The following is a 26,145-nucleotide window of genomic DNA, read 5'->3' on the forward strand; positions in this document are numbered from 1 at the left end:
AACGATGCCCGCATCGATTCGAGCCACGAGGAGAGCCGACCATGCCGACCAAGAGTCTTCACGATCCCTTTGACGCCAATGCCGACCTGCGCCATGGCTCCAGTTGCCGCCACGGCCATACCGGCCCGGGTAGCTGCAGTTGCTTCGACACCGCGTCCCCGGACCTGGAAGAAAAACTGGAGCAGCGCGCCACCCATGCCCCGATGCAGGCCGACGCCCACCAGACCGGCGAGGACCTGAGCGACGAGGGCATGATCGACCGCGCCGTGGAAAGCGCCATCGTCCGCGGCATGTTCGGCCACAACGAGATCAACCGTCGCCGCTTCCTGCAGATGCTGGGCGGCGGCACCGTGGCCGCGGCCCTGGGTTCCATCCTGCCGCTGGACAAGGTGAAGGCCGCGATCAAGGACGGCGGGCCGCTGGAGAAGACCAGGCTGCGCGTCGGCTTCGTGCCGATCACCTGCGCCACCCCGATCATCATGGCCCACCCGATGGGCTTCTACGAGCGCCACGGCCTCGACGTGGACGTGATCAAGACCGCCGGCTGGGCCGTCGCCCGCGACATGTCGCTGTCAGGTGAATACGACGCCTCGCACATGCTCTCGCCGATGCCGCTGTCCATGACCCTGGGCTCGGGCTCCTCGCGCGAGCACTACATCATGCCGGCGGTCGAGAACATCAACGGCCAGGCCATCACCCTGCACAACAAGCACAAGGACAAGCGTGACCCGAAGGACTGGAAGGGCTTCACCTTCGCCGTGCCCTTCGAGTACTCCATGCACAACTTCCTGCTGCGCTACCTGGTCGCCGAGCACGGGCTGGATCCCGATCGCGATATCAGCATCCGCGTCGTCCCGCCCCCGGAGATGGTGGCCAACCTGCGCGCCGAGAACGTCGACGGCTACCTGGCCCCCGACCCGTTCAACCAGCGCGCGGTCTGGGACGGCATCGGCTTCATTCACATGCTGACCAAGGATATCTGGGACGGGCACCCGTGCTGCGCCTTCGCCTGCTCCGCGGCTTGGGCCGACGAGCATCCCAACACCTTCGGGGCCCTGTTCCGCTCCCTGATCGAGGCCACGCAGTACAGCTCGGACATCAACAACCGCGCCGAGATCGCCGAGGCCATCTCCCCGCGCGCTTACCTCAACCAGCCGCAATCGGTGGTCGAACAGGTGCTCACCGGTCGCTACGCCGACGGCCTGGGCAACGTGCAAAACGACCCGCACCGAATCGACTTCGACCCCTTCCCCTGGCACTCGATGGCGACCTGGATCCTCACGCAGATGAAGCGCTGGGGCTATGTGGATCGCGACTTCGACTACAACCGCCTGGCGGAAGACGTCTTCCTGGCCAGCGAATGTGCCGAGGTGATGACCGAGCTGGGCTACGAGGCCCCCAGCGACACGTACAAGAACTTCGAGATCATGGGCAAGGTGTTCGACTACACCGACCCGGAAGGCTATCTCGACAGCTTCGAAATCCGCAGGAGCTAAGCCATGTTGAGCAATCTCAACTTCCGGGCAACTGTCCTGTCTCTGGTAATGCTCGTGGTCTTCCTGGGTGTGTGGCAGCTCGCCACCGCCCCGGAAGTCCTCGCGCCCCAGCAGGGCGAGCTGAGCGAATACGAACAGCTGATGGGAGGTGGCACCGACCGCAGTTCCAGCAGCGGCATTCCCGCCCCGACGCAGGTGTTCAGCCACGCCTTCAGCGAGCTGAGCAACCCGTTCTACGACGCGGGTCCAAACGACAAGGGCATCGGGATCCAGCTGGCCTACTCGATCTACCGCGTGCTGCTGGGCTTTGCCCTGGCCGCGCTGATCGCCATCCCGCTCGGCTTCGTGATCGGCATGTCGCCGCTGCTGAACAAGGCGTTCGATCCCTACATCCAGATCCTCAAGCCGATCTCGCCGCTGGCCTGGATGCCGCTGGCCCTGTTCGTGATCCGCGATTCGAACATCTCGGCGATCTTCGTGATCTTCATCTGTTCGATCTGGCCGATGCTGGTGAACACGGCCTACGGCGTCGCCTCGGTGCGCAATGACTGGCTGAACGTGGCCAGGACCCATGAGCTGTCCAAAGTGCGCACGGCGTTCACCGTGATCCTGCCCGCCGCGGCCCCGACCATCCTGACCGGCATGCGCATCTCCATCGGGATTGCCTGGCTGGTCATCGTCGCCGCCGAGATGCTCGTAGGCGGTACCGGCATCGGCTACTACATCTGGAACGAGTGGAACAACCTCGATCTCGCCAGCGTGATCTTCGCGATCATCATGATCGGCATTGTCGGCTTCCTGCTGGATGCCTCCCTCGCCCAGGCCACCAAACTCGTGCGCTACGCCGACTGAGTTGGCGCAGCCCAACCAGGAGTACAACCATGAGCAAGGGATTCCTCGAAATCGAGAACCTGAGCCAGCGTTTCCCGCAACCCGATTCGAACGACCTGATGACGGTGTTCGAGGGGGTCGACCTGAACATCGAAAAGGGCGAATTCGTCTGCCTGATTGGTCACTCCGGCTGCGGCAAGTCCACCATCCTCAACGTGCTCGCCGGCCTGGCCACGCCCACCGACGGCAACGTGATCATGGACAACAAGGAGATCAAGGGCCCGAGCCTCGACCAGGGTGTGATCTTCCAGAACCACAGCCTGCTGCCCTGGCTGTCGGCCCGCGACAACGTGATGTTCGCGGTGCGCGCCCGCTGGCCGCACTGGAGCAAGGCCAAACGCCGCGAACATGCCGAACGCTACCTGAAGATGGTGGGCCTGGATCATGCGATGGACCGCAAGCCCTCGCAACTCTCCGGCGGCATGCGCCAGCGCGTCGGGATTGCCCGCGCCTTTGCCATCGAACCCAAGCTGCTGCTGATGGACGAGCCGTTCGGGGCCCTGGACGCCCTGACCCGCGGCGTCATCCAGGAAGAACTGCTGAAGATCTGGTCCGAGACCCACCAGACCGTCTTCATGATTACTCACGATGTTGATGAAGCGATCCTGCTGGCCGACCGCGTGCTGCTGATGACCAACGGCCCGCATGCCCAGGTGGCCGAGTCGGTCAAGATCGACATTCCGCGCCCACGGAAACGGGCCACCCTGCATCAGGAGGCGGCTTACTACCCGATCCGCAACCACCTGGTCGACTTCCTCGTCGACGGCGCCAAGGCGATGTCCGCGAAGGCGCAGGAGGCGGCCGCTCGCGGCGACGACCCGCGCCACCGCCCACGCATCTTCAACCCGGCCCAGCCCGAGACCAACCCCGAACCCGGCCCGCGCATGGTCCGTGCGGTCTGAACCCTTCCCCACTGTCCCCTTCAAGGAGCACACGATGAGTCTCAGCAAGAGCGCCATGACCACCACTATCCTCGAGGCGAAAGAGAACCGCGGCACCACCTGGGCCGCGATCGCCGAGGCCACCGGGCTGCACGAGGTCTACGTGACCTCCGCCTGCTACGGCATGAACCACCTGGAGAGCGACCAGGCCGACAAGCTCGCCAGTTTCCTCGGCCTCGGTCCGGAGGTCTCGCAGGCCCTGCAGGTCTTCCCGCACAAGGACTGGGACAAGACCATCCCGACCGACCCGGTGCTCTACCGCTTCTACGAGGCCATCAACGTCTACGGCGACACCATGAAGGCCCTGATCCACGAGAAGTTCGGCGACGGCATCATGAGCGCGATCGACTTCACCATGGACATCGACAAGGTCGAGGACCCCAAGGGCGATCGCGTCAAGATCATCTGGAACGGTAAATTCCTGCCGTACAAGAGCTGGTAATCACAGGCCAGACAGCCCCGTGTAACGGGCCCGCACGGGTCGCTTGTTCCGCCCCGTGCGGGCGTGTGCGGCAAAGCCCTTCGTAGTAGGCTCTTGCCGATGCACACCCGTATTTTCATGATCTGGTTCCTGGTGCTGTTCGGTTCTCCACTGACAGGCGCGGCCGCACCTGGCGACGACGCGCCCGGCAAACAAACCGATGCCCCGGTCACGACGTACACCATCGCCGTGCTGGCCTTTCGCGATCTCGACAGCACCCAGGCTCAGTGGCAGGCGACTGCGGATTACCTGAGCGACCGGATCGCATCTGCCGAATTCCGCATCCGGGCGCTGGATTTCACCGACCTCGGCCGTGCCGTCCAGGCGGCCGATGTCGACTTCGTACTGACCAACACCGGCCACTACGTCCGCCTGGAAGCGGAACAGGGCATTACCCGCCTGAGCACCCTGATCACCTGGGCAGAGGGACAGCCCATTCGCGAATTCGGGGGCACCATTCTGGTGCCCGCCGGACGCGAGGACCTCCAGGACCTGACCGATCTGCGGGGCCAGCGCCTGCTGGCCGTGCAAGAGGACTCTTTTGGTGGCTGGCTAGCCGGAGCACATACACTCGAGCAGGCGGGGCTTGATCCGTTCAGGGATCTGGCCGCGGTGACATTCACCGGCATGCCCCACCGCAACGTGATCGACCGCCTGCTGGCCGGCGAAGCCGATGCCGGCCTGGTACGCACGGGCATATTCGAGGAGCTGAAACGTGAAGGGGTCATCGAGCCCGGCGCCCTGCGCGTTCTCGCGCCCCGCGAACACGCGGACTTTCCATTGGCCCACAGCACCCGGCTGTATCCCGAGTGGCCCTTCTCGCGCATGGAACACACCCCGGACGCGATCGCCGAGGCCGTCACCATCGCGTTGCTGAGCATGACACCCGACGAACCGGCGGCCCGGGACGGCGGTTATCACGGCTGGTCCGCACCTCTGTCCTATGGCACCGTCCACAGTCTGCTGGAGACGCTGGGCCGGCCCCCGTACGATCGCGGGGCCACCATGGATCTGCGGACCCTGTGGGAGACCTACCCGGAGATCCTGTTCGCGGCACTTGCCGGGCTGCTGCTGCTGACTGGATTCGCCCTGCTGCATTACCGACGTCTCAACCAGCGCCTGCAACGGGAGGTGGTACAACGCCGCGACGCCGAGTCACGCCTGCGCGCCCACAAGGCGGACCTGGCCTACCAGGCCGAGCATGACCCGCTGACCGGGCTGCCCAATCGTCTCCTGCTGGTGGCGCAACTGAGCGCGGCCATGGAACAGGCGAGCCGTGAGCGCAGCCGGGTCGCCGTCCTGTTTGTGGACCTCGACCGTTTCAAGACCATCAACGACAGCCTCGGTCACGCCGTCGGTGATGACCTGTTGCAGATCCTCGGCGAACGCCTGAAGGCACGCTTCGAGGCACGCGTGGTCGCCCGCATCGGCGGCGACGAGTTCATTGCGGTACTTGACGATGCCGACGCACAACCCGCAATCGAAAACCGCACCCGTGAGCTGCTGGAACTGATCGCCGAGCCGTTCGCCGTGGGCGGCTGGCGCGATCTGCAGGTGGGGGCGAGTATCGGGATCGCCCTGTTTCCCGACCACGCTTCCTCGGCGGCGGAGCTCATCACCCAGGCGGATGCCGCGATGTACGAGGCCAAGGATGCCGGGCGCAACACCTTTCGGTTCTACACCCGCTCCATGACCCACGCGGCCAATCAACGCCTGGAGACCGAAAACCGGCTGCGTCGGGCGATCGCCAATCGGGAACTGGAGGTGTTCTATCAGCCCCAGGTGGCAACAGTCAGCGGGCGCATTACCGGGGTCGAGGCCCTGATCCGCTGGCGCGACCCGGAGCGCGGACTGATCTCGCCCGCTGCCTTCATCCCGGTGGCCGAGGAGACCGGACTGATCGCCGACCTGGGCATTTACGTACTGCACGAGGCCTGCCAACAGGCGGTGGCATGGGATCGCGACGGGCTCCCGCCGCTGACCATGTCGGTCAACCTGTCAACGCGCCAGATTGCGGACCCGGGGCTGCTGTACGAGCTCCGCGAGGTACTGCAGGAATCATCCCTGCCGCCCTATCGCCTGATGCTGGAGATCACCGAAAGCGCACTGATGCAGCATGCCGACACCGCCCAGGACACCCTGCAGCAGATCAAGCACCTGGGCGTGGCGCTGGCGATCGACGACTTCGGCACCGGCTATTCCTCCCTCGCCTACCTCAAGGAGTTCGCGATCGACACACTCAAGATTGACCGGACCTTCGTAGGCGCACTGCCCGCGGATCGGAACGATGCCGAACTCACCATCACCATCATCAACATGGCCCACAACCTGGGACTAAACGTACTGGCCGAAGGCGTGGAGACCGAGGCACAGCGCGCATTCCTGGCCGCACACGCCTGTGATGCCTGGCAGGGCTACCTCTGCAGCCGGCCGGTACCGGCAGACGAACTCGCCACCCGACTGCGGCAAACCACTGCAGCACCGGCGGCCAGTCACGAGGAACACGGCGCCTGAAAATAAAAAAGGCCTGCAAAAGCAGGCCTTTTTCTGGAATCCTGGTGGAGCGGAGGAGGATCGAACTCCCGACCTTCGCATTGCGAACGCGACGCTCTCCCAGCTGAGCTACCGCCCCTTTCAGATGGCGCGCATTCTAGCAACTCCGAGAGGTCGCGGGAAGCCCCGCACCCAACCCATCATCGTCACCACCACCGAATGGCGCCGCCGGGCCGCGCCCGCGGAGAGCGCTGACGATCACTTTTCGCGCGCCGCGTCACGGAACCGGGGCCCGAGCCGGTCTAGCATTGGGTCATGTCCGTCACCCACCCACAGCCCCCGCGGGCGACCGGCCTCCGGCACTCGCACCGGCGCGATCCCGCAGCCGTTGCCTGCTCGCAATGAGCCTGTCGGTCCGCATCCTCGGAGCCAGCGGCGGCATTGGTCCCGGTCGCCGCACCACGTCCATCCTCATCGACGACGACATCCTCATCGACGCCGGCAGCGGCGTCGGCGACCTGCGGCTGGAGCAATTGCGGCGCATTCGTCATGTCTTCCTGACGCATTCGCACCTGGATCACATCGCGTTCCTGCCCATGCTGGCCGACATGGTTTACCACCCGGACGCCGCGCCCATTCATGTCCACGGGCTCCCGGCCACCCTGCAGGCCCTTTGCGAACATGTGTTCAACTGGGTCATCTGGCCGGACTTCACCTGCCTGCCGCGACCCGATCAGCCCCTGATCCGACTGGAACCGGTGCAACCGGAGCAGACCATCCATCTGGGTCACCGCGTGCTGCGCGTACTGCCCGCCCGGCACACAGTGCCGGCCGTGGGCTACAGCGTCAGCCATCGCGATGGCGCCGCATTCGCCTTCAGCGGCGACACGACCTCCTCGCGGCAGCTGTGGCCGGCCCTGAACGCATTGCCCAATCTGGACCTGCTGATGATCGAGACCGGCCTGCCGGACGAAATGAAGGGCATGGCCGACCTGGCCAAACACTACACGCCGCAACACCTGCGCGAGGACCTCGCACTGTTGAAACATCGCCCCAGGATTGCGATCACCCACTGCAAGCCCGGTCACGAACGTGCCATCCGTCAACAGCTCGCGCATTCGCCCCATCACGCCGGCATGATCTTCCTGCACGGCAACGAGCACTTCGTCCTGGATGCGGACCACTCCCGCACCACGGCCTCCTGAACCAGACCCAACAGCAAGCAGGTACGGCAGACCCATCCGGCCGGACCCATGTTCACATGGCTGTAACATGGCTGTTATCTAATGCCTGCCAGGCAATCACGAGACAGGGCCATGGCCACTCGAATACTGCTGGTCGAAGACGACTCCGCAATCCGCGAGATGCTGCAGCTGCCATTCCAGAAGGCGGGCTACGATCTGCGCGAGGCCGGCGACGTGCACACCGCCAAATCACTGCTGCTGGAAGACCCGCCGGACCTGATCCTGCTGGACTGGATGCTGCCCGACACCAGCGGCATCGACTGGGCACGCACGCTGAAGACGAGCCCCGTAACCAAGGATATCCCGCTGATCATGCTGACGGCGCGGGGCGAAGAGGAAGACCGCATCCGCGGCCTGGATGTAGGCGCCGACGACTACGTCACCAAACCGTTTTCACCGCGCGAGCTGGTCGCGCGCATGAAGGCGGTACTGCGACGTACCTCCCCGACCACCAGCGAGGAGCCAATCGAGATCGAGGGTCTGCTCCTGGACCCGATATCCCACCGCATCTCCGGCAATGGCCAGGCCATCAGCATGGGCCCGACCGAATACAACCTGCTGCATTTCTTCATGACCCACCAGGACCGCGTGTTCAGTCGCGGTCAGTTGCTGGACAAGGTCTGGGGCACGAATGTGTACGTGGAGGAACGCACCGTGGACGTCCACATTCGGCGACTGCGCAAGGCACTGGCCGACACCGGCCACGACCACCTGGTGCAGACCGTGCGCGGTTCCGGATACCGATTCTCGCAGATGCCGTAAGCGCCGGCCGTTGTTTGTACACTCTGTGCTGTGTCCCTGAGTCCCGGCGGTCCCCGTGCAGCCCCGCAATACCTGGCCCGATATTCTCATTACCAGCCTGCTGATCGCGCTGCCGATCCTGACCCTCGGCTGGGCGACCGGCCAGTTCTGGCCGACCGTCGCCTTCCTGCTGGGTGCCGCCCTGGCCTGGAACATCGCCAACCTGTTTTGGCTGGAGACCTGGCTGCGCCGCGGCGGCCGCGCGGAACCGCCTGACGTGCGCGGGCTCTGGGGCGTGATCTTCGACCAGCTCCATCGCCGCCGCAAGCGCCACGAGCTGCGCGTGCACCGGATGCGCCAGCTCCTCGAACGCTACCGCGATTCCGCCCGCGCCATGCCCGACGCCGTGGTGATCCTGAATGACGACCTGCGCATCGAGTGGGTCAACACCATGGCCTGCCAGCTGCTGGGGCTCGAATGGCCTCGCGACGAGGGCCAGCGCATCACCCATCTGCTGCGCCACCCGGAGTTCCTGCAGTTCATGGAACGCGCCCGCGAATCGCTGGCGCGCGTCACAGTCCCCTCCCCGCTGGACGACGAGCGCCAGCTCGAGCTGCGCATGCTGCCGTATGGCGATGCTCAGTACCTGTTGCTGGCCCGCGACACCACCCACCTGCATCGCCTCGAGGTCATGCGGCGAGACTTCATCGCCAATGTCTCGCACGAACTGCGCACGCCTCTGACCGTACTCTACGGCGTCACCGAGACACTGGAGGAAGAACTGCACACACAGCCCGAGCTCGCGCGCCCCGTACAAATGCTGCGCGAACAATCCGAGCGCATGAAGCTGCTGGTGGACGACCTGCTCCTGCTGTCACGCCTTGAGACCGGCGAAACCACCGGCCCCCAGGACTGGTTCAACCCCTTTCTCATGCTCCAGAAGCTGACCGAGGAGGCACGCGTGCTGTCCGGTACTGAGGGGCATCAATTCGTGCTGGACGCCGATCCCGCCCTGGAGTTCTGCGGCAATCCGGACGAACTGCGCTCGGCCTGCGCGAACCTGCTGTTCAACGCGGTGAAATACACCCCCGGCGGGACCCGGGTCACCCTGCGCTGGCAGGCCGATCCCGACGGCGCACGCCTGAGCATCGCGGACAGCGGGCCCGGCATTGCCAGCCACCACCTGAACCGCCTGACCGAGCGCTTCTACCGGGTCGATGCGGGTCGCACCCAGTCACGCGGCGGCACCGGTCTTGGCCTGGCGATCGTCAAGCATGTGCTCGCCCGCCACGATGGGCACCTGTCCATCGAGAGCGAAGTCGGTCGCGGCAGCCGCTTCACCTGTCTGTTTCCCCTCACCCGCACGCGCCCGGCCCGGTTGCCCGCCGCGCACGCCGAATAGCCCCCTGCGCAACCGCCGCCCCTGCCGCCAGGCTGCGGTCATCACCCGCGTCGTCACCGCAACGCCATCCATCCCGTACCCGCGCGGAGCAAACGACGGCACGTGTCACATTCCTGTCATGTTGACGTCACGGAACTGCAAGCGCCGCTCCCGATAATTCGGCCACAAGGAGCCAGCACAACGGCCCCGATCCGAACTCAAAGCAAGCACCAGGGAGTACACCCATGCTGTTCAAGCGCACCATTCTCGCAGCCGCGGCCGCCGCCCTCGCCATCACCCCGGCGATGGCCGATGTCGATCCCAACATCCCGGCCTACGAGTCGGTCTCCGGCATTTCCGGCAACCTGTCGAGCATCGGCTCCGACACCCTGAACAACCTGATGACGCTGTGGGCCGAGGAGTTCCAGAACTTCTACCCGAACATCAACGTGCAGATCCAGGGTGCCGGCACCTCCACCGCGCCGCCGGCCCTGACCGAAGGCACCGCCGACTTCGGCCCGATGTCGCGCATGCCGCGTGACAGCGAGCACGCCGAGTTCGAAGAGCGCCACGGTTACGAGATGACCGCCGTTCCGGTCGCGATCGACACCATCGCCGTGTACGTGAACCGCGACAACCCGATCGAGGGCCTGACCCTCGAGCAGACCGATGCGATCTTCTCCTCCACCCGCCGCTGCGGTGGCGCCGAGGACATCACCCGCTGGGGCCAGGTCGGTCTGGATGGTTCCTGGGACAACCGCGACATCACGCTCTACAGCCGTAACGCAGTCTCCGGTACCTATGGCTTCTTCCGCCAGCACGCCCTGTGCGACGGCGACTTCAAGGATTCGGTCAACGAACAGCCTGGCTCCGCCTCGGTGGTCCAGGGTGTGTCCGAGTCCCTGAACGGCATCGGCTACTCCGGCATCGGCTACATGACCTCCGGCGTGCGAGCCGTCCCGCTGGGTCAGAACGAAGGCGAGTACTTCGAGCCCAACGCCGACAATGCCTCCACCGGTGACTACCCGCTGGCCCGTTTCCTCTACGTGATGGTGAACAAGCACCCGGAAGACGGCCTGACCCCACGTGCGGGCGAGTTCCTGAAGATGGTGCTGTCGCAGGAAGGCCAGGAAGTCGTGGTGCGTGACGGGTTCATCCCGCTACCGGCCGCCGTGGCCGAACGCGAGCGCAAGAACCTCGGCCTGGAATAATCCCGGGTCTCTTGCCGGCCATCTCCGGATGGCTCGAACCGGGTCCCTCACGGGGCCCGGTTTTTTTGTGTCCGCTCCATAACTTTGTCCTGCTCCATTCGCGGTACAGCGTTCAAAACTCCGTCACATGGCTGTCACGTTTCTGTCATGAACCAGCCGTAGCATTCCCGCCAGTTTCACCCTACACCTGTCGCATCAGGGGACCCTGAATGTCCAGCCTCACCGCAACCACGACCCTCGGTCGCTTCCAGCGCTGGCGCCGCGCCAAGGATCAAACCGCCCGCTACACCATCGGCTTTTTCGGTGTGGCCGTGATCGGCGCGCTGACCCTGATGTTCGTGTACCTGGCCAGCGAGACGCTGCCCATGTTCCAGGGGGCCACACTGGAACCGCGCACCGAATACGCGGCCCCTGGCGGCACCGACACGCAGACGATTCACCTGGCCGTGAACCGCCACCGCGAGATGGCGGTACGCCTGACCGAGGACCGCCGCGCCCTGTTCTTCCGCCCCTACAGCGGCGAGATCGTCAAGGAAGAGGCGCTGCCAATCCCGGAGGGCGTACAGGTCACGAGCTTCAGCGCCGCCGAGCCGCGCACGCGTCTGGTGGCTGCAGGCCTCGACAACGGCCAGGTGCTGGCCATCCAGTACGAATACAACGAACGTTTCAGCCCCGAGGGCCGCCTGTACGACCCCGGCCTGGTCTACCCGCTAGGCGACGAGGACTCGGCACTGCTGGACGTCGATCATGACGGCCGTGCCATCTCGGTCGTCGGAGTGCAACGCGGCTCCAGCGGCATCCGTATAGCCGCCGCAACGGAAGACGGCGATCTCAAGCTGGTGCGCTTCGAGGAGCGCACCTCGATGATGACCGGCGAGACCGAGGTCCGCCGCTCGGCCTTCGATCTCCCCTCGCTCCCGGACGGTGCCACGCCGACCCGCATCCTGCTGGACATCACCGGTCGCCACATGCTGGTCGGCGACGATCAAGGGCAGCTGCACTTCTTCGACATCAACAACCCGGCGCGCGCCAGCCTGGTCGACAGCAAGCGCGTAATCCGCGGCGACGCGGCCGAGGTCACCTCGCTGGAGTACCTGCTGGGTACGGTGTCCATCATCGTCGGGGGCTCCGACGGCACGGTCGCGCAGTACATGCTGGTGCGCGACGACGCCAACGTGAACCGCATCACCCGCGTGCGCGAATTCCCGTCGCACGCCGGCCCGATCCGCAATACCCAGCCGGAGTACATCCGCAAGGGCTTCCTGACTGCCGACGATCAGGGCGAGGTCAAGATCCACTATTCCACCTCTCAACGGACCCTGATCGAACGCCAGATCACCGACCAGCCGCTGCACCGGGTGTATGTCGACCCGCGCAACCGCCTGCTGATCGGCATCGACGACGACGAGACCTGGCACCTGCAGGACCTCTCCAACCCGCACCCGGAGGTCTCCTTCCACGTACTGTGGCAGAAGGTCTGGTACGAAGGCCGTTCCGGTGGTGACTACGTCTGGCAGTCGTCCTCGGCCACGGACGAGTTCGAGCCGAAATTCTCGCTGGTACCCCTGACCATTGGCACCATCAAGGCCGCGTTCTACGCCATGCTGTTCGCCACCCCGCTGGCGATCATGGGCGCGATCTACAGCGCCTATTTCATGTCGCGGCGCATGCGCAGCATCACCAAGCCCTCGATCGAGCTGATGGAGGCGCTGCCGACGGTCATCCTCGGCTTCCTGGCCGGGCTGTGGCTGGCCCCGTTCATCGAGGCCAACCTGCCGGCCGTCGCCAGCATCCTGATCCTGGTGCCGCTGGGGATGCTGGCCGCCGCGTTCCTGTGGACACGGGTGCTGCCGGAGAACCTGCGCAACCTCGTGCCCGCCGGCTGGGAGGCCGCGATCCTGATCCCGGTGATCCTGGCCATCGGCTGGTTCTCGGTCTCCATGAGCCCGCTGATCGAGGTCTGGATGTTCGGTGGCGACGCCCGCCAGTGGCTGACCGATCAGGGCATCACCTACGACCAGCGCAACGCGCTCGTGATCGGCATCGCGATGGGCTTCGCGGTCATCCCGACCATCTACTCGATCTCCGAGGACGCGGTCTTCAACGTGCCCAGGCACCTCACCCAGGGCTCGCTGGCCCTGGGCGCGACCCCGTGGCAGACGGTGGTGCGCGTGGTGCTGCTGACCGCCAGTCCCGGGATCTTCTCGGCGGTGATGATTGGCTTCGGCCGTGCGGTGGGCGAGACCATGATCGTGCTGATGGCGACAGGCAACTCGCCGGTGGTCAACTTCAACATCTTCGAGGGCATGCGCACGCTCTCCGCGAACATCGCGGTGGAGATGCCGGAGGCCGCGGTCGGCAGCAGTCACTTCCGCATCCTGTTCCTCGCCGCCCTGGTCCTGTTCGCGCTGACCTTTGCGGTGAACACGGTCGCCGAGATCGTGCGCCAGCGCCTGCGCCAGAAATACAGCTCCCTGTGAGGCATACCCGATGAATCGTTGGTTCAAATCCGGCACCCCGTGGATCTGGCTGAATGCCGGCGCGGTCGCGGCCTCGCTGGTGATGGTCTTCGGCCTGATCCTGATGATCGCCGTCAACGGCCTCTCGTTCTTCTGGCCCTCCGAGGTCATCGAGTTCGAATACCAGACCGAGCAGGACGCCGAGCCGCGGCGCATCATGGGCGAGCTGCAGCGCTCCGAGACGATGACCGCCCAGGCCATGCGCGACGCCGGTTTCACCGTTCCCGAAGGTCAGGACATCGTGGTCCGCCACCTGATCAAGCGCGGCAACCGTGACCTCGACAGCCGCGACTTCCAGTGGTACCTGGCCGACTTCATGTCCGAGTGGGAGCGCCCGCGCGACGCAGTGGTGCTGGAGCGCCTGCAGTGGGGCGATTTCTTCGGCTACATCCGCGAGTACCAGGAGGACGGGGAGACCGTCGCCGAGGGGGCCGCGGCGCGCACCGCGTTCGAGGAACGCATGCCGCAGACCCGCGAACTGGTCCAGCAGATCCAGCGTATCGAGCGCATCGAGATTGGGCGGGTCAACTTCGAACTCGAGCGCCTGCGCATCGCCCAGCGCGGCGTGGAGCGGGCCGACGAGCTTTCGCTGGAGGAACGCGGCCAACGCCAGGAAGAGCTGGAAGCCGAGCGCGAGGGACTCGACGCCCGCTACGCCGAACTCGAAGCCGAACGCAACGCCCTGCGCGAAGAACTGGCCCGCTTTGCCATCGTGCTGGAGACCGCCGACGGCGAGCACTCGACCATCCCGCTGTCACGCATCGTCAATGCCTGGTGGCCGAACGACATGAGCGTGCCGGCCAAGCTGCGCCACTACGTCGGCAGCTTCTGGGACTTCATGACCGGCTACCCGCGCGAGGCCAACACCGAGGGCGGCATCCTGCCGGCAATCTTTGGCACCGTGCTGATGGTCATCCTGATGTCCATCGTCGTCACCCCGTTCGGCGTGCTCGCCGCGATCTACCTGCGCGAATACGCGAAGCAGGGACCGCTGGTGCGCACCATCCGCATCTCGGTCAACAACCTTGCCGGCGTGCCGTCGATCGTGTTCGGGGTGTTCGGCCTCGGCTTCTTCGTCTACCTGATTGGCGGCAACATCGACCAGATCTTCTTCCGCGATGCCCTGCCCTCGCCGACCTTCGGCTCGCCCGCGATCATCTGGGCCTCGCTGACGCTCGCGCTGCTGACCCTGCCGGTGGTGATCGTCTCCACCGAGGAGGGCCTGACCCGTATCGGCGCCAGCATCCGCCACGGCTCGCTGGCACTGGGCGCGACCAAGGCCGAGACCCTGTGGCGCCTGATCGTGCCGCTGTCGGCCCCGGCGATGATGACCGGCCTGATCCTGGCCGTAGCCCGGGCCGCCGGCGAGGTGGCCCCGCTGATGCTGGTGGGCGTGGTCAAGCTGGCCCCGACCCTGCCGCTGGACGGCAACTTCCCCTATCTGCACCTGGACCGCGCGTTCATGCACCTGGGCTTTCACATCTTCGACGTCGGCTTCCAGAGCCCGAACGTCGAGGCCGGCCGCCCGCTGGTCTACGCCACCGCCCTGGTGCTGGTGATGCTGATCATCGTGCTCAACCTGACCGCGATCTCGATCCGCAACTACCTGCGCGAGAAGTACCGCGCCGACAGCGACTGATGCGTCGAACCCTGTTTCCCATGGAGTACCCGAGATGAGTGATTCCCAGACCCACAGCATCAACGTGGCCCAGAGCACACAGGCCCACCGTGGGCTGAACCTGGATCGCGAGGACATCTGCCTGACCGCGGAGGACCTGAAGCTGTACTACGGCGAGGACCAGGCCCTGAAGGGCCTCGACATCCGCATCCCGAAAAACCGCATCACTGCGTTCATCGGGCCCTCGGGCTGCGGCAAGTCGACCTTCCTGCGCTGCTTCAACCGCATGAACGACTTGATCGATGCCGCCCGCATCGAAGGCACGATCCGGCTGGACGGTGAAAACATCTACGACAAGGCCGTGGACGTGCCGGAGCTGCGCCGCCGCGTCGGCATGGTGTTCCAGAAGCCGAATCCGTTCCCGAAGTCTATCTACGAGAACGTCGCCTACGGTCTGCGCCTGCAGGGCGTGAACAACCGGCGGCGCCTGGATGAGGTGGTGGAGAAGTCGCTCAAGCGCGCCGCGCTGTGGGACGAGGTCAAGGATCGCCTGCACGAGAACGCCTTCGGCCTGTCCGGCGGTCAGCAGCAGCGCCTGGTGATCGCCCGCGCCATCGCGATCGACCCCGAGGTCCTGCTGCTGGACGAGCCCTGCTCCGCGCTGGACCCGCTGGCCACGCTGAAGATCGAGGAGCTGATGATCGAGCTGAAGAAGGACTACACGCTGGTCATCGTCACCCACAACATGCAGCAGGCCGCGCGCGTATCCGACTACACCGCCTTCATGTACATGGGCGAACTGATCGAATACGCCGACACCGACACCCTGTTCACCTCGCCCGCGAAAAAGCAGACCGAGGACTACATCACCGGCCGCTTCGGTTAGGCCATTTCGGATCAGGAGTCCGGATCATGGACAAGAGTTTCTTCAAGCAGCACATCTCGCAGCAGTTCAACGCCGAGCTGGAAGACATCATCAAGCAGGTGATGGCCATGGGCGGCCTGGTGGAGCAGCAGCTTGCCGACGCCATCCACGCCATGGTCGAAGGTGACCTCGAACTCGCCGAAAAGGTGATGACCTCGGACTACCAGGTCAACGCCAAGGAAGTCGAGATCGACGAGGAATGCACCCACATCCTCGCCCGGCGCCAGCCCACCGCCTCCGACCTGCGTCTCGTGATCGCGGTGATCAAGACCATCACCGACCTGGAGCGCATGGGCGACGAAGCCGAGCGCGTCGGCCGAATGGGCCTGCACCTGCTGGACGAGGACCGCAATAGCGCGCCGATGGCGGATATCGCCAGCATGGGCGAACACGCCCGCGAGATGACCCGCGGCGTACTGGACGCCTTTGCCCGCATGGATGTCGATCAGGCGGTCCGGGTGGCGCAGCTTGATATCCAGATCGACAGCCTGTCCGAGACCATCACCCAGAAGCTGATGAAACAGATGACCGCCTCGCCGGATTCGGTCCCGCGCCTGATGGACATCATCTGGGCCACGCGCTCCCTGGAACGCATCGGCGACCGCGCCCGCCACATCTGCGAATACGTCGTCTACTTCGTCAAGGGCAAGGACGTGCGCCACACCAGCTACGACCAGATGGCCGAACAGGCCACCGGGGACCGCCACTAAGCCAGGTTCCGTCGCCCCCGGGGCACGGTCGTTTGCGTCCCGGGCCGGTGCCCGCTTCAATGGGGGCATGCGCAGCTACAGCCTCCTCAAGCCGTTTGCATCCCGCTCCGCGGGGCACTTCGCCCTTTGCCTGTGCATCCTGACCGCAGTCCCGGGGCTGACCACGAACCCGTCAGGAGCGGCCGAGCGAGAGCCCTCGGCCGCTGTACTCGAACTGCTGGAGCGCAGCGACCGCCCCGCCGGCGTGGTCTTCGAGATCATCGAGAATGACCGCGCGGCACTCGCCGCGCTGCTGCCCGAGATCCGCGCGAACATCGCCCGGCTGCGCGAAGACGACCCGGATTTCCCGGTCGCCATCGTCGCCCACGGCGCGGAACAGTTCACCCTTACCCGCGGCGAAGCCGGCCAGCACCCCGGCCTGCACGCCGAGGTCGAGGCACTGGTGCGCGACGAAGACGTCAACGTCGCCGTCTGCGGCACCTTCGCGGACTGGCGCGGCATCGAGGCCGGGGCCTTCGTCGATTTCGTGGAGGTCGCCGAGCTGGCCCCGGAGCGCCTCGACGACTACCGGGCCCTGGACTTCGCGATCATCCGCCTGCGCCCGTCCCGACTGGACGCACCGGAATCAACCCCCCGGGAGTTCGACTTCGGCACCCCCTGGACGGATTGAAAGGCCTTTTTCACCACCAAGCGCACTCAGAAGGTCCGGGGCAAAGGCAAAGACGATGCACTGGGAGACTGGAAGATGCGAAGCATGGATCGGCCAGGATCACCCGGGTCCCGGCAAGCGCACCGGGCAAACGCCCTGCAGGAGCGGGCTGGCCCGCGAAGCCCCCGCCCGCGTCCACACACCACCGCCCTTCAACGCAACCCTCCCCGGTAGGCCCTGCCAGGCCCCCTACCCGCTGCACCACGCGCCTTGCCTCGGGACGTTTGTCTCCAAAAACCGGGGGGGCACCAACCCGACAAGCCATTGAAAGCAGGGGCTCGGCCACCCGTTTTTGATCAGCAACGGGCGCGAGAACGGCGTTGCGGTTCACCTGTAGCAGAATGACGGCACGGCCGTCACCGCGCATTAAACGCACGCAAAAGCGACTCGAGCGCGGACGTGCGATCAAATCGGCGTTTCCTTAAGCCACGCTTGATGCGGCATGACTCACACTCAGACCGTCGGGGTGCTGTAACGGCTGCGGGGTCTTGTGGCATGCTCTTGTTATGCGACCCCTGATCCGAACCTTCTTCCGTGGCGTACGCCTGATCCTCACCCCGTTCATGCTGATCGGTGAACGCCTGTCGCGACCGCGCGGGATCGAACGCGATCCGGCCGATCAGGCCCGCGTGGACGAGCAGACGCAGGCGCTGGCGCTCTACCACTTCCCGGCCTGCCCGTTCTGCATCAAGGCACGGCGTGCGATGCAGCGGCTGTCGCTGGATATCGAACTGCGTAATGCCCAGCCCGCCGGTCCCTGGCGCGAGGAACTGCAAAACGAGGGCGGACGGCTGCAGGTCCCCTGCCTGCGGGTGGAAGAAGAAGACGGCTCGGTGCAATGGCTGTATGAATCCGACGCCATCATCCACTACCTGCACAGCCGCTTCGATCCGGAACAACCGGAAGCGGCCGCCCCCGACAGCGCACCGCGCTCCTGACACTCGCGGGTCCGGGTCTTCCTCATGCGCCCGCATCTGCGTCCCGCGATCACCACAATCGGCCTGCTCCTTGCCCTGCCGTTCGCGCCGGCCAGCGCGACCACGCCGATCTTCGATGCCCACCTGCATTACCGGCCGGCGGTGACCGAGACCTTCGGCATCGCCGACGTAGCCCGCACCCTCGCCTCCAACGAGGTTCGCTCCGCGATCATGATGACGCCGGACCCGGCATTGATGCGCCGCCTCCAGGCCGGCACGGATACGCGCCTGGTCCCGTTCCTGGAGGTCTCCCAGCGGCTGGGCCGCAAGATGGACTGGATGCATGTCGAGGACCTTGGCGACCGCATCGCCACCATGCTGGATACCTCCGAGGTACGCTGGCAGGGGCTTGGGGAGTTTCACATTATGGCCGATGACCGTTTTGCCCCGGGCTTCGAACAACTGCTGGATCTGGCCGTTGAACGCGACCTGACCATCATGATCCACGGCGACCCGGCCGTCATTGACCACGCCTACGCCACCCACCCGGAGGTGCGCATCCTCTGGGCCCATGCCGGCAGCTACGCCTACCCGCCGCTGGTACGCGACTACCTCGAACGCCATCCGCGCATGAACATGGACCTCTCCATGCGCAATCCGCGTATCAACCCCGGCGGCAACATCGACGACGACTGGTTCGAGCTGCTCCTGGAACACGCCGACCGCTTCATGATCGGGGTGGACACCTTCACGGCCCATCGCTGGAAACAGTACACCCGCCTCAAGGACGAGACCCGCGCCTGGCTCCAGCAGCTGCCCGATGACGTCGCCCGCGCAATCGCCTTCGAAAACGGCGAGCGACTCTTTCCCGCACGGTAAGGGCCTTTTTCACCACGAAGCGCACGAAGCCACGCAGAAGGGCAAGGCCCGGCGCCCATGTCCCACAAGCCCTTCGGGGATACCATCGTCCGGACCCATCCGATCAGGCCCCTACAGCAGCAGCGCCTCGGCGAAGGCAAACACCACCAGACTGATCAGCACCAGCGCCAGCACCGAGAGCAATGCCCCGCCACGCACCATATCCAGCACCCGCAGCCGGTTGCTGGCGAACACGATCGCGTTGGGTGGCGTCGCCACCGGCAGCATGAAGGCCACCGACGCGGCAAACGCCACTGGCAGGGCCAGCAGCAGGACGGGCACATCCATGCTCAGCGCAAACGCGGTCACCAGCGGCAACAGCGTAGCCGCTGTCGCGGTATTGCTCGTCACATGACTCAGGGTCATGGTCAGGACCACCACCCCGGCCATGATGAGGAGCAGCGGCCAGGCCTGGGCGATCACCAGGGCATCGGCCGCCAGCTCCGCCAGCCCGCTGGATTCGATCGCCGCGCCCAGGCTCAACCCCCCGCCTACCAGCAGCAGTACGCCCCAGGGCAGCTCGCGCATGTTGTCCCAGCTCAGCAGCCGGCGCTGTTCGCGCGACCCCGAAGGGACCAGGAACAGCAAACCGGCCCCCAGGATCGCGATGCCGGCATCGGTCAGCGAGATCGGCAGCCAGCCCTCGAGCAGCGGCCGTGTCAGCCAGGCCGAGGCGACCAGTACGAACACCGCGGCCACCCGCTTCTCCGCGCGCGACCACCGCCCCACGGTCGCACGCTGTTCGTCCAGCAGCGCGCGCAGACCCTTCAACTCCACCCGGTGCACCGGAAACACCCAGCGAGTCAGCAGCCACCACGCAAGGGCCAGCAGCACCGCCGCCAGCGGCAACCCCAGGGTCATCCATTCCAGGAACCCGATCTCCATCCCGTGGCGATCCCCGAGGTATGCGGCCGTCAGCGCATTCGGCGGCGAACCGATAATCGTCGCCATACCCCCGATGTTCGCGGCGAACGCGATGCCCAGCAGGAGCGCCAGAGCCGGGCGTCGCGATTCCATGTCCGGCCCCTGTGGCGAAGCGCCGCGCTCGATCAGCCCCAGCACCGAGAGCGCGATGGGTAACATCAGGGCTGCCGTCGCGGTATTGCTGACCCACATGGACAACCCCGCCGTGGCCAGCATGAAGGCCCCCACCAGCACATGCAGGCGATTGCCGGCGCGCGCCACGATCGCCAGCGCCATGCGCCGGTGCAGATCCCAGCGCTGCACGGCCAGGGCAATGGCGAAGCCACCCATGAACAGGAAAATGATCGGATTCGCGTACGGCGCGGTGGCCGCGTCCATGGGCACGATGTCGAGCACCGGCAGGACCGCGATCGGCAGGAGCGCCGTCACCGGCAGCGGCAATGCCTCGCTGATCCACCACGTCGCCATGAACAGTGTGAGACCCAGCACCGACCAGGCCGCCGGGTCAAAGGCCGCCGGCGGCGGGACCACCAGGAACAGTGCAAAGATCGCCGGGCCCAGTATCAGCCCGATACGCCCGCGCCAGTTCACCGGGGTGGGGGTTCGAGTGGCTGCATCGGATGATCGGGGTGTGTCTTCGGTATCTGCCATGGGTCTCATTCGGGGAAACGCTGGCAAAACTCGGCGTCTCCTTAAAACCAAGTCGCATTATCGGGAATTGCATCGCCCGGGCAACGTGACTATCGTTACCGCGCTACAGGACGGTCTCCGCCCGGGGTCCCGTCCATCCAGTTTCTCACGACACCATTCAAGGAGTCTTTCATGGCCTACGAACTGCCCGAACTGCCCTACGCCAAGAACGCGCTGGAGCCGCACATCTCCGCCGAGACGCTGGAATTCCATCACGACAAGCACCATGCGACCTACGTGACCAAGCTGAACGGCCTGCTGCCGGGCTCCGAGTTCGAAAACGCCTCGCTGGAAGACATCATCAAGAACGCCCCGGCCGGCGGCATCTTCAACAACGGCGCCCAGGTCTGGAACCACACCTTCTACTTCAACTGCATGGGCCCGGACGCCGGCGGCGAGCCGAGCGGCAAGCTGGCCGACGCGATCAACAGCGCCTTCGGTTCGTTCGACGCCTTCAAGGAAAAGTTCAACGACTCCGCAGTCGCCAACTTCGGTTCCGGCTGGACCTGGCTGGTGCAGAACGGCGACGGTTCGCTGGAGATCGTGAACACCTCCAACGCCGCCAACCCGCTGCGCGACGGCAAGACCCCGCTGCTGACCTGCGATGTCTGGGAGCACGCCTACTACATCGACTACCGCAATGCCCGTCCGAAGTACCTCGAGAACTTCTGGGCCGTGGTCAACTGGGACTTCGTGGCCCAGCAGATGAAGTAACGCCGCAAGCGGCGATATACTTGGCGCCTTTGGCCGCATGATGCGGCCGGGCCCTTCATCGAGCCGGCGGCCTTCCGCCGGCTCTTTGGTTTCGGAGAACCCCATGAGCGACGTCCTGCAAAACACCTACAATCGTCTGCCCGTTGCCTTCGAGCGCGGTGAAGGTGCCTGGCTGTGGGATACCGACGGCAAACGTTACCTGGATGCCCTGTCCGGCATCGCCGTGTGCGGCCTCGGGCACGCCCACCCCAAGGTCGCGCAGGCCGTCTGCGACCAGGCCGGTACCCTGGTGCATACCTCCAACCTCTACCGCATCCCGTTGCAGGAACAACTGGCACGCCGCCTGTGCGCGCTGTCCGGCATGGACCGCGCCTTCTTCTGCAACTCCGGCGCGGAGGCGAACGAAGCCGCGATCAAGCTCGCCCGTCTGCATGGCCGCGCCCGCGGTGTCGCGGCGCCCAAGGTCGTGGTGATGGAGGGCAGCTTCCATGGCCGCACCATGGCCACCCTGTCCGCCACCGGAAACGCGAAGATCCAGGCCGGCTTCGAACCCCTGGTCTCCGGTTTCGTGCATGTACCGCACGGGGACGCCGATGCGGTCGAGGCGCTGGCAACCGACCCTGACGTGGTCGCCATTCTGGTCGAACCGGTCACCGGCGAGGGCGGGGTTCATGTGCCCCCGCCCGGCTACCTGCGGCGGCTGCGCGAACTGTGCGACCGCACCGGCTGGCTGCTGATGCTGGACGAGATCCAGGCCGGCATCGGCCGCACCGGCCACTGGTTTGCGTTCCAGCACGAAGCCATTACACCGGACGTGATCAGCCTCGCCAAGGGCCTGGGCAACGGCATCCCGATTGGTGCCAACCTGGTTGCCGGCGCCGCCCGCGACCTGTTCACCCCCGGCACGCACGGGACCACCTTCGGCGGCAACCCGCTGGTATGCCGGGCCGCACTGGCCGTGCTCGACGTGATGCAGGACGAGGCGCTGTGCGAACAGGCCGCGCGCCAGGGCGAGCTCCTGCGCAACCGTCTGCGCGACCGCCTCGCGGACCATGCGGGCGTCGTCGCCGTGCGCGGCCGCGGCCTGATGATCGGGGTCGAGCTCGACCGCCCCGCGGGCGCGCTGGTGCTGGCCGCCCTGGAGCGGGGACTGATCCTCAACGTAACCGCCGAGCGGGTGATCCGCCTGTTGCCCCCGCTCATCATCGACGACGCCCAGGTGGAGCAGATCGCCACCACCGTGGCCGACCTGGTGGAGGACTTTCTGGCCTCCCCCCAAGCGAACGAGGTCTCCGCATGAACCCACGTCACTACCTCTCGTTTCTCGATCTCTCCGGAGACGAGACCCGCGCCCTCATCCAGCGCGCGATCGAGCTCAAGCAGCAACTCAAGTCCGGCGAGCACCACGACGATCTGCTGCGGGGCAAGACCCTCGGCATGATCTTCGAGAAGTCCTCCACTCGCACCCGGGTCTCGTTCGAGGTGGGCATGCAGCAGCTGGGCGGCAACGCCCTGTTCCTGTCCCCGCGCGACACCCAGCTGGGGCGCGGGGAACCGATCGAGGACACCGCCCGCGTACTCTCCCGCATGGTCGACTGCGTGATGATCCGTACCTACGAACACGAGAAGATCGAGCTGTTCGCCAAGCACGCCTCGGTCCCGGTGATCAACGGCCTGACCGATTTCGAACACCCGGCCCAGCTCCTGGCCGACCTGCAGACCTACTTCGAACATCGCGGCGACATCCGCGGCAAGCGCGTCGCCTGGATCGGCGACGGCAACAACATGTGCCACAGCTACATGTACGCCGCGCGCCTGCTGGACTTCCAGCTGGTGGCCGCCTGCCCCGAGGGCTACGACCCGGAATCCGGCGTCGTCGACACCACGCGCGAGCACTTCGAACTGACCCGCGATGCCCGCGCCGCCGCCACGGGCGCGGACCTGGTCGTCACCGACGTCTGGGCCAGCATGGGCCAGGAGCAGGAGAAGAGCGCCCGCCGCCGTGCGTTTACCGGCTTTTTCGTCGATGCCGACCTGATGCGTCTGGCCAATGACGATGCGCTGTTCATGCACTGCCTCCCGGCCCATCGCGAGGAGGAAGTTGCCACCGATGTACTGGAAAGCCCGCAGAGCGTCGTCTGGGACGAGGCCGAAAACCGGCTGCACGCGCAAAAGGCCCTGCTCGAGTTCCTCATAACCCTCAACACTGACCAGCGCCCGGGGTAAGGCAAGGGCAAAACCGGTCCACAGGGCGTCGGGACGTCCGCAAGGTCCTGGTGGGCACACCCGGAGTTCCGGCAACGGCCCGGGTCGCCTGGTAGCCGGGCCCTTGCCTCCCCCGCGCCCGGCCCTTCCAGCCTGCCCACCTTCCTGCTACCTGATTCGCGAAGCGGTTCTGCCTTCTGCGTGCATTGCGTGGTGACCCCGGGCCTCTGACCGGGGACGATCAGGCAGAGGCGCGGCGACGGGCATGGGCCCTGCGACGGTTATGCCAGCGGTGACCGATGCGCCAGCCCAGCAGGAGCGTCAGGATGGCCGCGTACAGCGCCACCTCGGCGTAATCGGCACGAGCCAGCCACAGGAAATGCAGCACCGCCAGCACACCGGCCACGTACACCCCGCGGTGCAGCCAGATCCATTTCCTGCGCAACCGGCGCTGCGCCGCACCGGTGGAGGTCAGCGCCAGTAGCAACAGGATGACCCAGGCCGCAAACCCCACCATTACGAACGGGCGCTCGGTCAGGTCGTAGAACACCAGCTCCCAGTCGAAAAACAGGTCCACCCCCAGCCAGATCAGCGCATGCGCGGTCACGTACGCGAACGCGACCAGGCCCAGCATCCGCCGGAGTCGGGCAATCCAGGCAAGCCCGGTCCACTGCCGTACAGGCGTCACCGCCAGTGCCACCAGGAGCGCGATCATCGCATGAGTACCGGACAGCTCCAGCAGCTTCTCGACCGGATTCACGCCCAGCCCGCCGAACGCGCCCAGGGTGCGCAGACCGATCCAGACCGCCGGCAACAGCGACACCAGCAACACCGCCCACCAGATCGCTCGTGGTGACAGCCGCCTCGCGCCGGGTGTCGAGCCCGTCATATCCGCCCCGGTTCAGCCAGCACCGACTCAAAAATACTCGCGCAGATCCATGCCGTCGTACAGCGAAGCAACCTCTTCTTCGTAACCATTGAACATCTCGGTGCGCTGGCGCCGGAACTCGCCGATCCGGCGTTCGGTACGCTGCGACCAGCGCGGATGATCCACATTGGGATTCACATTGCTGTAGAAACCGTATTCATCCGGCTGCGCCTGGTTCCACAGCGTCGGCGGTTCGTCCTCGACGAACCGGATATGCTGGATGGACTTGATGCTCTTGAAACCATACTTCCAGGGCACCACCAGCCGGATCGGCGCCCCGTTCTGGTTGGGCAGCACCTCGTCATAGAGGCCCACGGCCAGGATGGTCAGCGGGTGCATGGCCTCGTCCAGGCGCAAACCCTCGGTATACGGCCACTGCAAGCCGCCGGAACTGGCCCGGCGTCGGGGCCGCTGCCCGCGCAGATTATCCGGGTCGTGGATGGCCTCGAACGCCACGTAGCGCGCATCCCCGCGCGGTTTTGCCTGCTCGATAATGCGGTTGAGCTCGAAGCCGATCCAGGGGATCACCATTGACCAGCCCTCCACGCAACGCATGCGGTAGATCCGCTCTTCCAGCGACCAGGGGCTGATAAAATCCTCCACCGCGTACTCGCCGGGGTTGTCACACAACCCGTCCACGGTGATCGTCCAGGGGTCGGTCTTCAGCTGATCGGCATAGGTCTTCGGATCGCTCTTGCCGGGGCCCATCTCGAAGAAATTGTTGTAGCTGGTGACCTCGTCATACGCGGTCTTCGCCTCGTCGGTCGAGAAAGGGCTCGGTTCGAACTCCAGCGTATGCCCGCGCAGGGCCGCCGTCGCAGGCACGGCCAGGCCGAAGCCCCCCAGCGCCAGGCCGGCCCCCAGCCCCATGCCGGCACGCAGGAACTCGCGCCTGCGGGCGTAGAGCTCGCGGGGTGTCACCTCACTGCGGGAACACTCGGAACGACGTCGAATACGGATCAGCATGCTCGGCCCTCGCGACTGGCTCACGCGGCAGCAGAAAGCGCCACCGCCCGTGCATCATGGACCAGCCGCAACCGCCCGAGTTCGGCGCCCGCACGCCATAAACACGGACACGGAACCATAAGAATTTTCTGCTTGCGCAGCGCCCCGAACCCTTTATAAGGCTTTTCTGAAACCGCAGTCCGGGGTGGCCCGGCCGGCTTGTCAGGAGACCCGACCATGGACCCGACGATCGACGACGCGGCCGAAGGCGCCGACGAGATCGCCAACCTGTTCGACACCCAGCTCGTCAACGACCGCGGGCCGGCACGCCACGCCGCCCGCCGCACCCTCGAACGCCTGATGGAAGAACGCGCCCTGCGCGCCCTCCTCCAGGACGACTTCGAGCTCGACCACCCCGGCGATCCAATGGACTGGTAAGCCCCGGGAGGACCCGGGGTGGCCCCTACCGGCCACATGGCGTCCACCAACAATGCGATTCGCTCCGCTCGTCACATCCTGCCCATCCATCATCCGCCGGGGCTCT

General features: G+C 65.7%; 23 protein-coding genes and 1 tRNA gene. 20 read left to right on the top strand and 4 right to left on the bottom strand.

Features of this window, described 5'->3' with window-relative positions:
• Window positions 1-41 precede the first annotated feature (41 nt).
• From G332_RS0108125 to G332_RS0108145, 5 genes are all read left to right on the top strand, one after another.
• Complete coding sequence (locus G332_RS0108125) at window positions 42-1,496, top strand: ABC transporter substrate-binding protein (protein ID WP_019626499.1); 1,455 nt, start codon at window positions 42-44, stop codon at window positions 1,494-1,496.
• Between the two features lie 3 nt (window positions 1,497-1,499).
• Window positions 1,500-2,348, top strand: coding sequence for a nitrate ABC transporter permease (gene ntrB / locus G332_RS0108130; protein WP_019626500.1), 849 nt, complete (start codon window positions 1,500-1,502; stop codon window positions 2,346-2,348).
• 29 nt (window positions 2,349-2,377) lie between these two features.
• The gene (locus tag G332_RS0108135; protein ID WP_019626501.1) at window positions 2,378-3,289 is read left to right on the top strand and encodes an ABC transporter ATP-binding protein; all 912 of its coding nucleotides are present in this window, start codon (window positions 2,378-2,380) and stop codon (window positions 3,287-3,289) included.
• A 34-nt stretch (window positions 3,290-3,323) separates the two neighbouring features.
• Window positions 3,324-3,770 (top strand): cyanase, encoded by a 447-nt coding sequence (gene cynS, locus G332_RS0108140; RefSeq protein WP_019626502.1) that lies wholly within the window; start codon window positions 3,324-3,326, stop codon window positions 3,768-3,770.
• A gap of 117 nt (window positions 3,771-3,887) precedes the next feature.
• Window positions 3,888-6,323 (top strand): EAL domain-containing protein, encoded by a 2,436-nt coding sequence (locus G332_RS0108145; RefSeq protein ID WP_081619786.1) that lies wholly within the window; start codon window positions 3,888-3,890, stop codon window positions 6,321-6,323.
• A 42-nt stretch (window positions 6,324-6,365) separates the two neighbouring features.
• On the opposite strand, the gene G332_RS0108150 is transcribed toward G332_RS0108145, so the two are convergent.
• Window positions 6,366-6,441 (bottom strand) — tRNA-Ala (locus tag G332_RS0108150).
• 262 nt (window positions 6,442-6,703) lie between these two features.
• Between G332_RS0108150 and G332_RS0108155 the strand changes: the two genes are divergently transcribed.
• The 11 genes from G332_RS0108155 (at window position 6,704) to G332_RS0108205 (ending at window position 19,156) form a co-directional block, all read left to right on the top strand.
• Window positions 6,704-7,507: a 3',5'-cyclic-nucleotide phosphodiesterase gene (locus tag G332_RS0108155; RefSeq protein ID WP_019626504.1), complete on the top strand. Its 804-nt coding sequence runs from the start codon at window positions 6,704-6,706 to the stop codon at window positions 7,505-7,507.
• Window positions 7,508-7,618: 111 nt separating this feature from the next.
• Window positions 7,619-8,308 (top strand): phosphate regulon transcriptional regulator PhoB, encoded by a 690-nt coding sequence (gene phoB / locus G332_RS0108160; RefSeq protein WP_019626505.1) that lies wholly within the window; start codon window positions 7,619-7,621, stop codon window positions 8,306-8,308.
• Between the two features lie 55 nt (window positions 8,309-8,363).
• Window positions 8,364-9,689 (top strand): phosphate regulon sensor histidine kinase PhoR, encoded by a 1,326-nt coding sequence (gene phoR / locus G332_RS0108165; protein ID WP_019626506.1) that lies wholly within the window; start codon window positions 8,364-8,366, stop codon window positions 9,687-9,689.
• 224 nt (window positions 9,690-9,913) lie between these two features.
• Window positions 9,914-10,879: a PstS family phosphate ABC transporter substrate-binding protein gene (locus G332_RS0108170; protein WP_019626507.1), complete on the top strand. Its 966-nt coding sequence runs from the start codon at window positions 9,914-9,916 to the stop codon at window positions 10,877-10,879.
• 209 nt (window positions 10,880-11,088) lie between these two features.
• Window positions 11,089-13,359, top strand: a complete 2,271-nt coding sequence (locus G332_RS0108175; protein ID WP_019626508.1) for an ABC transporter permease subunit — start codon at window positions 11,089-11,091, stop codon at window positions 13,357-13,359.
• Window positions 13,360-13,369: 10 nt separating this feature from the next.
• Window positions 13,370-15,037: a phosphate ABC transporter permease PstA gene (gene pstA, locus G332_RS0108180; RefSeq protein WP_019626509.1), complete on the top strand. Its 1,668-nt coding sequence runs from the start codon at window positions 13,370-13,372 to the stop codon at window positions 15,035-15,037.
• Window positions 15,038-15,071: 34 nt separating this feature from the next.
• The gene (gene pstB / locus G332_RS0108185) at window positions 15,072-15,902 is read left to right on the top strand and encodes a phosphate ABC transporter ATP-binding protein PstB (protein WP_019626510.1); all 831 of its coding nucleotides are present in this window, start codon (window positions 15,072-15,074) and stop codon (window positions 15,900-15,902) included.
• Between the two features lie 26 nt (window positions 15,903-15,928).
• Complete coding sequence (phoU, locus tag G332_RS0108190) at window positions 15,929-16,651, top strand: phosphate signaling complex protein PhoU (protein ID WP_020722874.1); 723 nt, start codon at window positions 15,929-15,931, stop codon at window positions 16,649-16,651.
• A gap of 67 nt (window positions 16,652-16,718) precedes the next feature.
• Window positions 16,719-17,321, top strand: coding sequence for a hypothetical protein (locus tag G332_RS0108195; RefSeq protein ID WP_019626512.1), 603 nt, complete (start codon window positions 16,719-16,721; stop codon window positions 17,319-17,321).
• A 545-nt stretch (window positions 17,322-17,866) separates the two neighbouring features.
• Window positions 17,867-18,298 carry a glutathione S-transferase N-terminal domain-containing protein gene (locus G332_RS0108200; RefSeq protein ID WP_019626513.1) on the top strand — a complete coding sequence of 144 codons (432 nt, stop codon included), beginning with the start codon at window positions 17,867-17,869 and terminating at the stop codon, window positions 18,296-18,298.
• A 24-nt stretch (window positions 18,299-18,322) separates the two neighbouring features.
• Window positions 18,323-19,156: an amidohydrolase family protein gene (locus tag G332_RS0108205; RefSeq protein WP_019626514.1), complete on the top strand. Its 834-nt coding sequence runs from the start codon at window positions 18,323-18,325 to the stop codon at window positions 19,154-19,156.
• A 111-nt stretch (window positions 19,157-19,267) separates the two neighbouring features.
• Here G332_RS0108205 and G332_RS0108210 read toward each other — a convergent pair whose 3' ends face one another.
• Complete coding sequence (locus G332_RS0108210) at window positions 19,268-20,770, bottom strand: SLC13 family permease (protein ID WP_026340713.1); 1,503 nt, start codon at window positions 20,768-20,770, stop codon at window positions 19,268-19,270.
• Window positions 20,771-20,941: 171 nt separating this feature from the next.
• Here G332_RS0108210 and G332_RS0108215 point away from each other — a divergent pair, with 171 nt between their 5' ends.
• From G332_RS0108215 to argF, 3 genes are all read left to right on the top strand, one after another.
• Window positions 20,942-21,523 carry a superoxide dismutase gene (locus G332_RS0108215; protein WP_019626516.1) on the top strand — a complete coding sequence of 194 codons (582 nt, stop codon included), beginning with the start codon at window positions 20,942-20,944 and terminating at the stop codon, window positions 21,521-21,523.
• Between the two features lie 103 nt (window positions 21,524-21,626).
• The gene (locus G332_RS0108220; protein WP_019626517.1) at window positions 21,627-22,823 is read left to right on the top strand and encodes an acetylornithine transaminase; all 1,197 of its coding nucleotides are present in this window, start codon (window positions 21,627-21,629) and stop codon (window positions 22,821-22,823) included.
• Window positions 22,820-23,749 carry an ornithine carbamoyltransferase gene (argF, locus tag G332_RS0108225; RefSeq protein WP_019626518.1) on the top strand — a complete coding sequence of 310 codons (930 nt, stop codon included), beginning with the start codon at window positions 22,820-22,822 and terminating at the stop codon, window positions 23,747-23,749. Before G332_RS0108220 ends, argF begins: the two co-directional genes overlap by 4 nt.
• A gap of 220 nt (window positions 23,750-23,969) precedes the next feature.
• Here argF and G332_RS0108230 read toward each other — a convergent pair whose 3' ends face one another.
• Window positions 23,970-24,617 carry a sulfite oxidase heme-binding subunit YedZ gene (locus G332_RS0108230; RefSeq protein ID WP_026340714.1) on the bottom strand — a complete coding sequence of 216 codons (648 nt, stop codon included), beginning with the start codon at window positions 24,615-24,617 and terminating at the stop codon, window positions 23,970-23,972.
• Between the two features lie 27 nt (window positions 24,618-24,644).
• Window positions 24,645-25,622: a protein-methionine-sulfoxide reductase catalytic subunit MsrP gene (msrP, locus tag G332_RS0108235; RefSeq protein ID WP_019626520.1), complete on the bottom strand. Its 978-nt coding sequence runs from the start codon at window positions 25,620-25,622 to the stop codon at window positions 24,645-24,647.
• A 216-nt stretch (window positions 25,623-25,838) separates the two neighbouring features.
• Between msrP and G332_RS0108240 the strand changes: the two genes are divergently transcribed.
• Window positions 25,839-26,039 (top strand): PA3496 family putative envelope integrity protein, encoded by a 201-nt coding sequence (locus tag G332_RS0108240; RefSeq protein ID WP_019626521.1) that lies wholly within the window; start codon window positions 25,839-25,841, stop codon window positions 26,037-26,039.
• The last annotated feature ends 106 nt before the right edge of the window (window positions 26,040-26,145 follow it).

Origin of the sequence: Thioalkalivibrio sp. ALJT (assembly GCF_000381825.1) — a bacterium.
Taxonomy (GTDB): domain Bacteria; phylum Pseudomonadota; class Gammaproteobacteria; order Ectothiorhodospirales; family Ectothiorhodospiraceae; genus Thioalkalivibrio.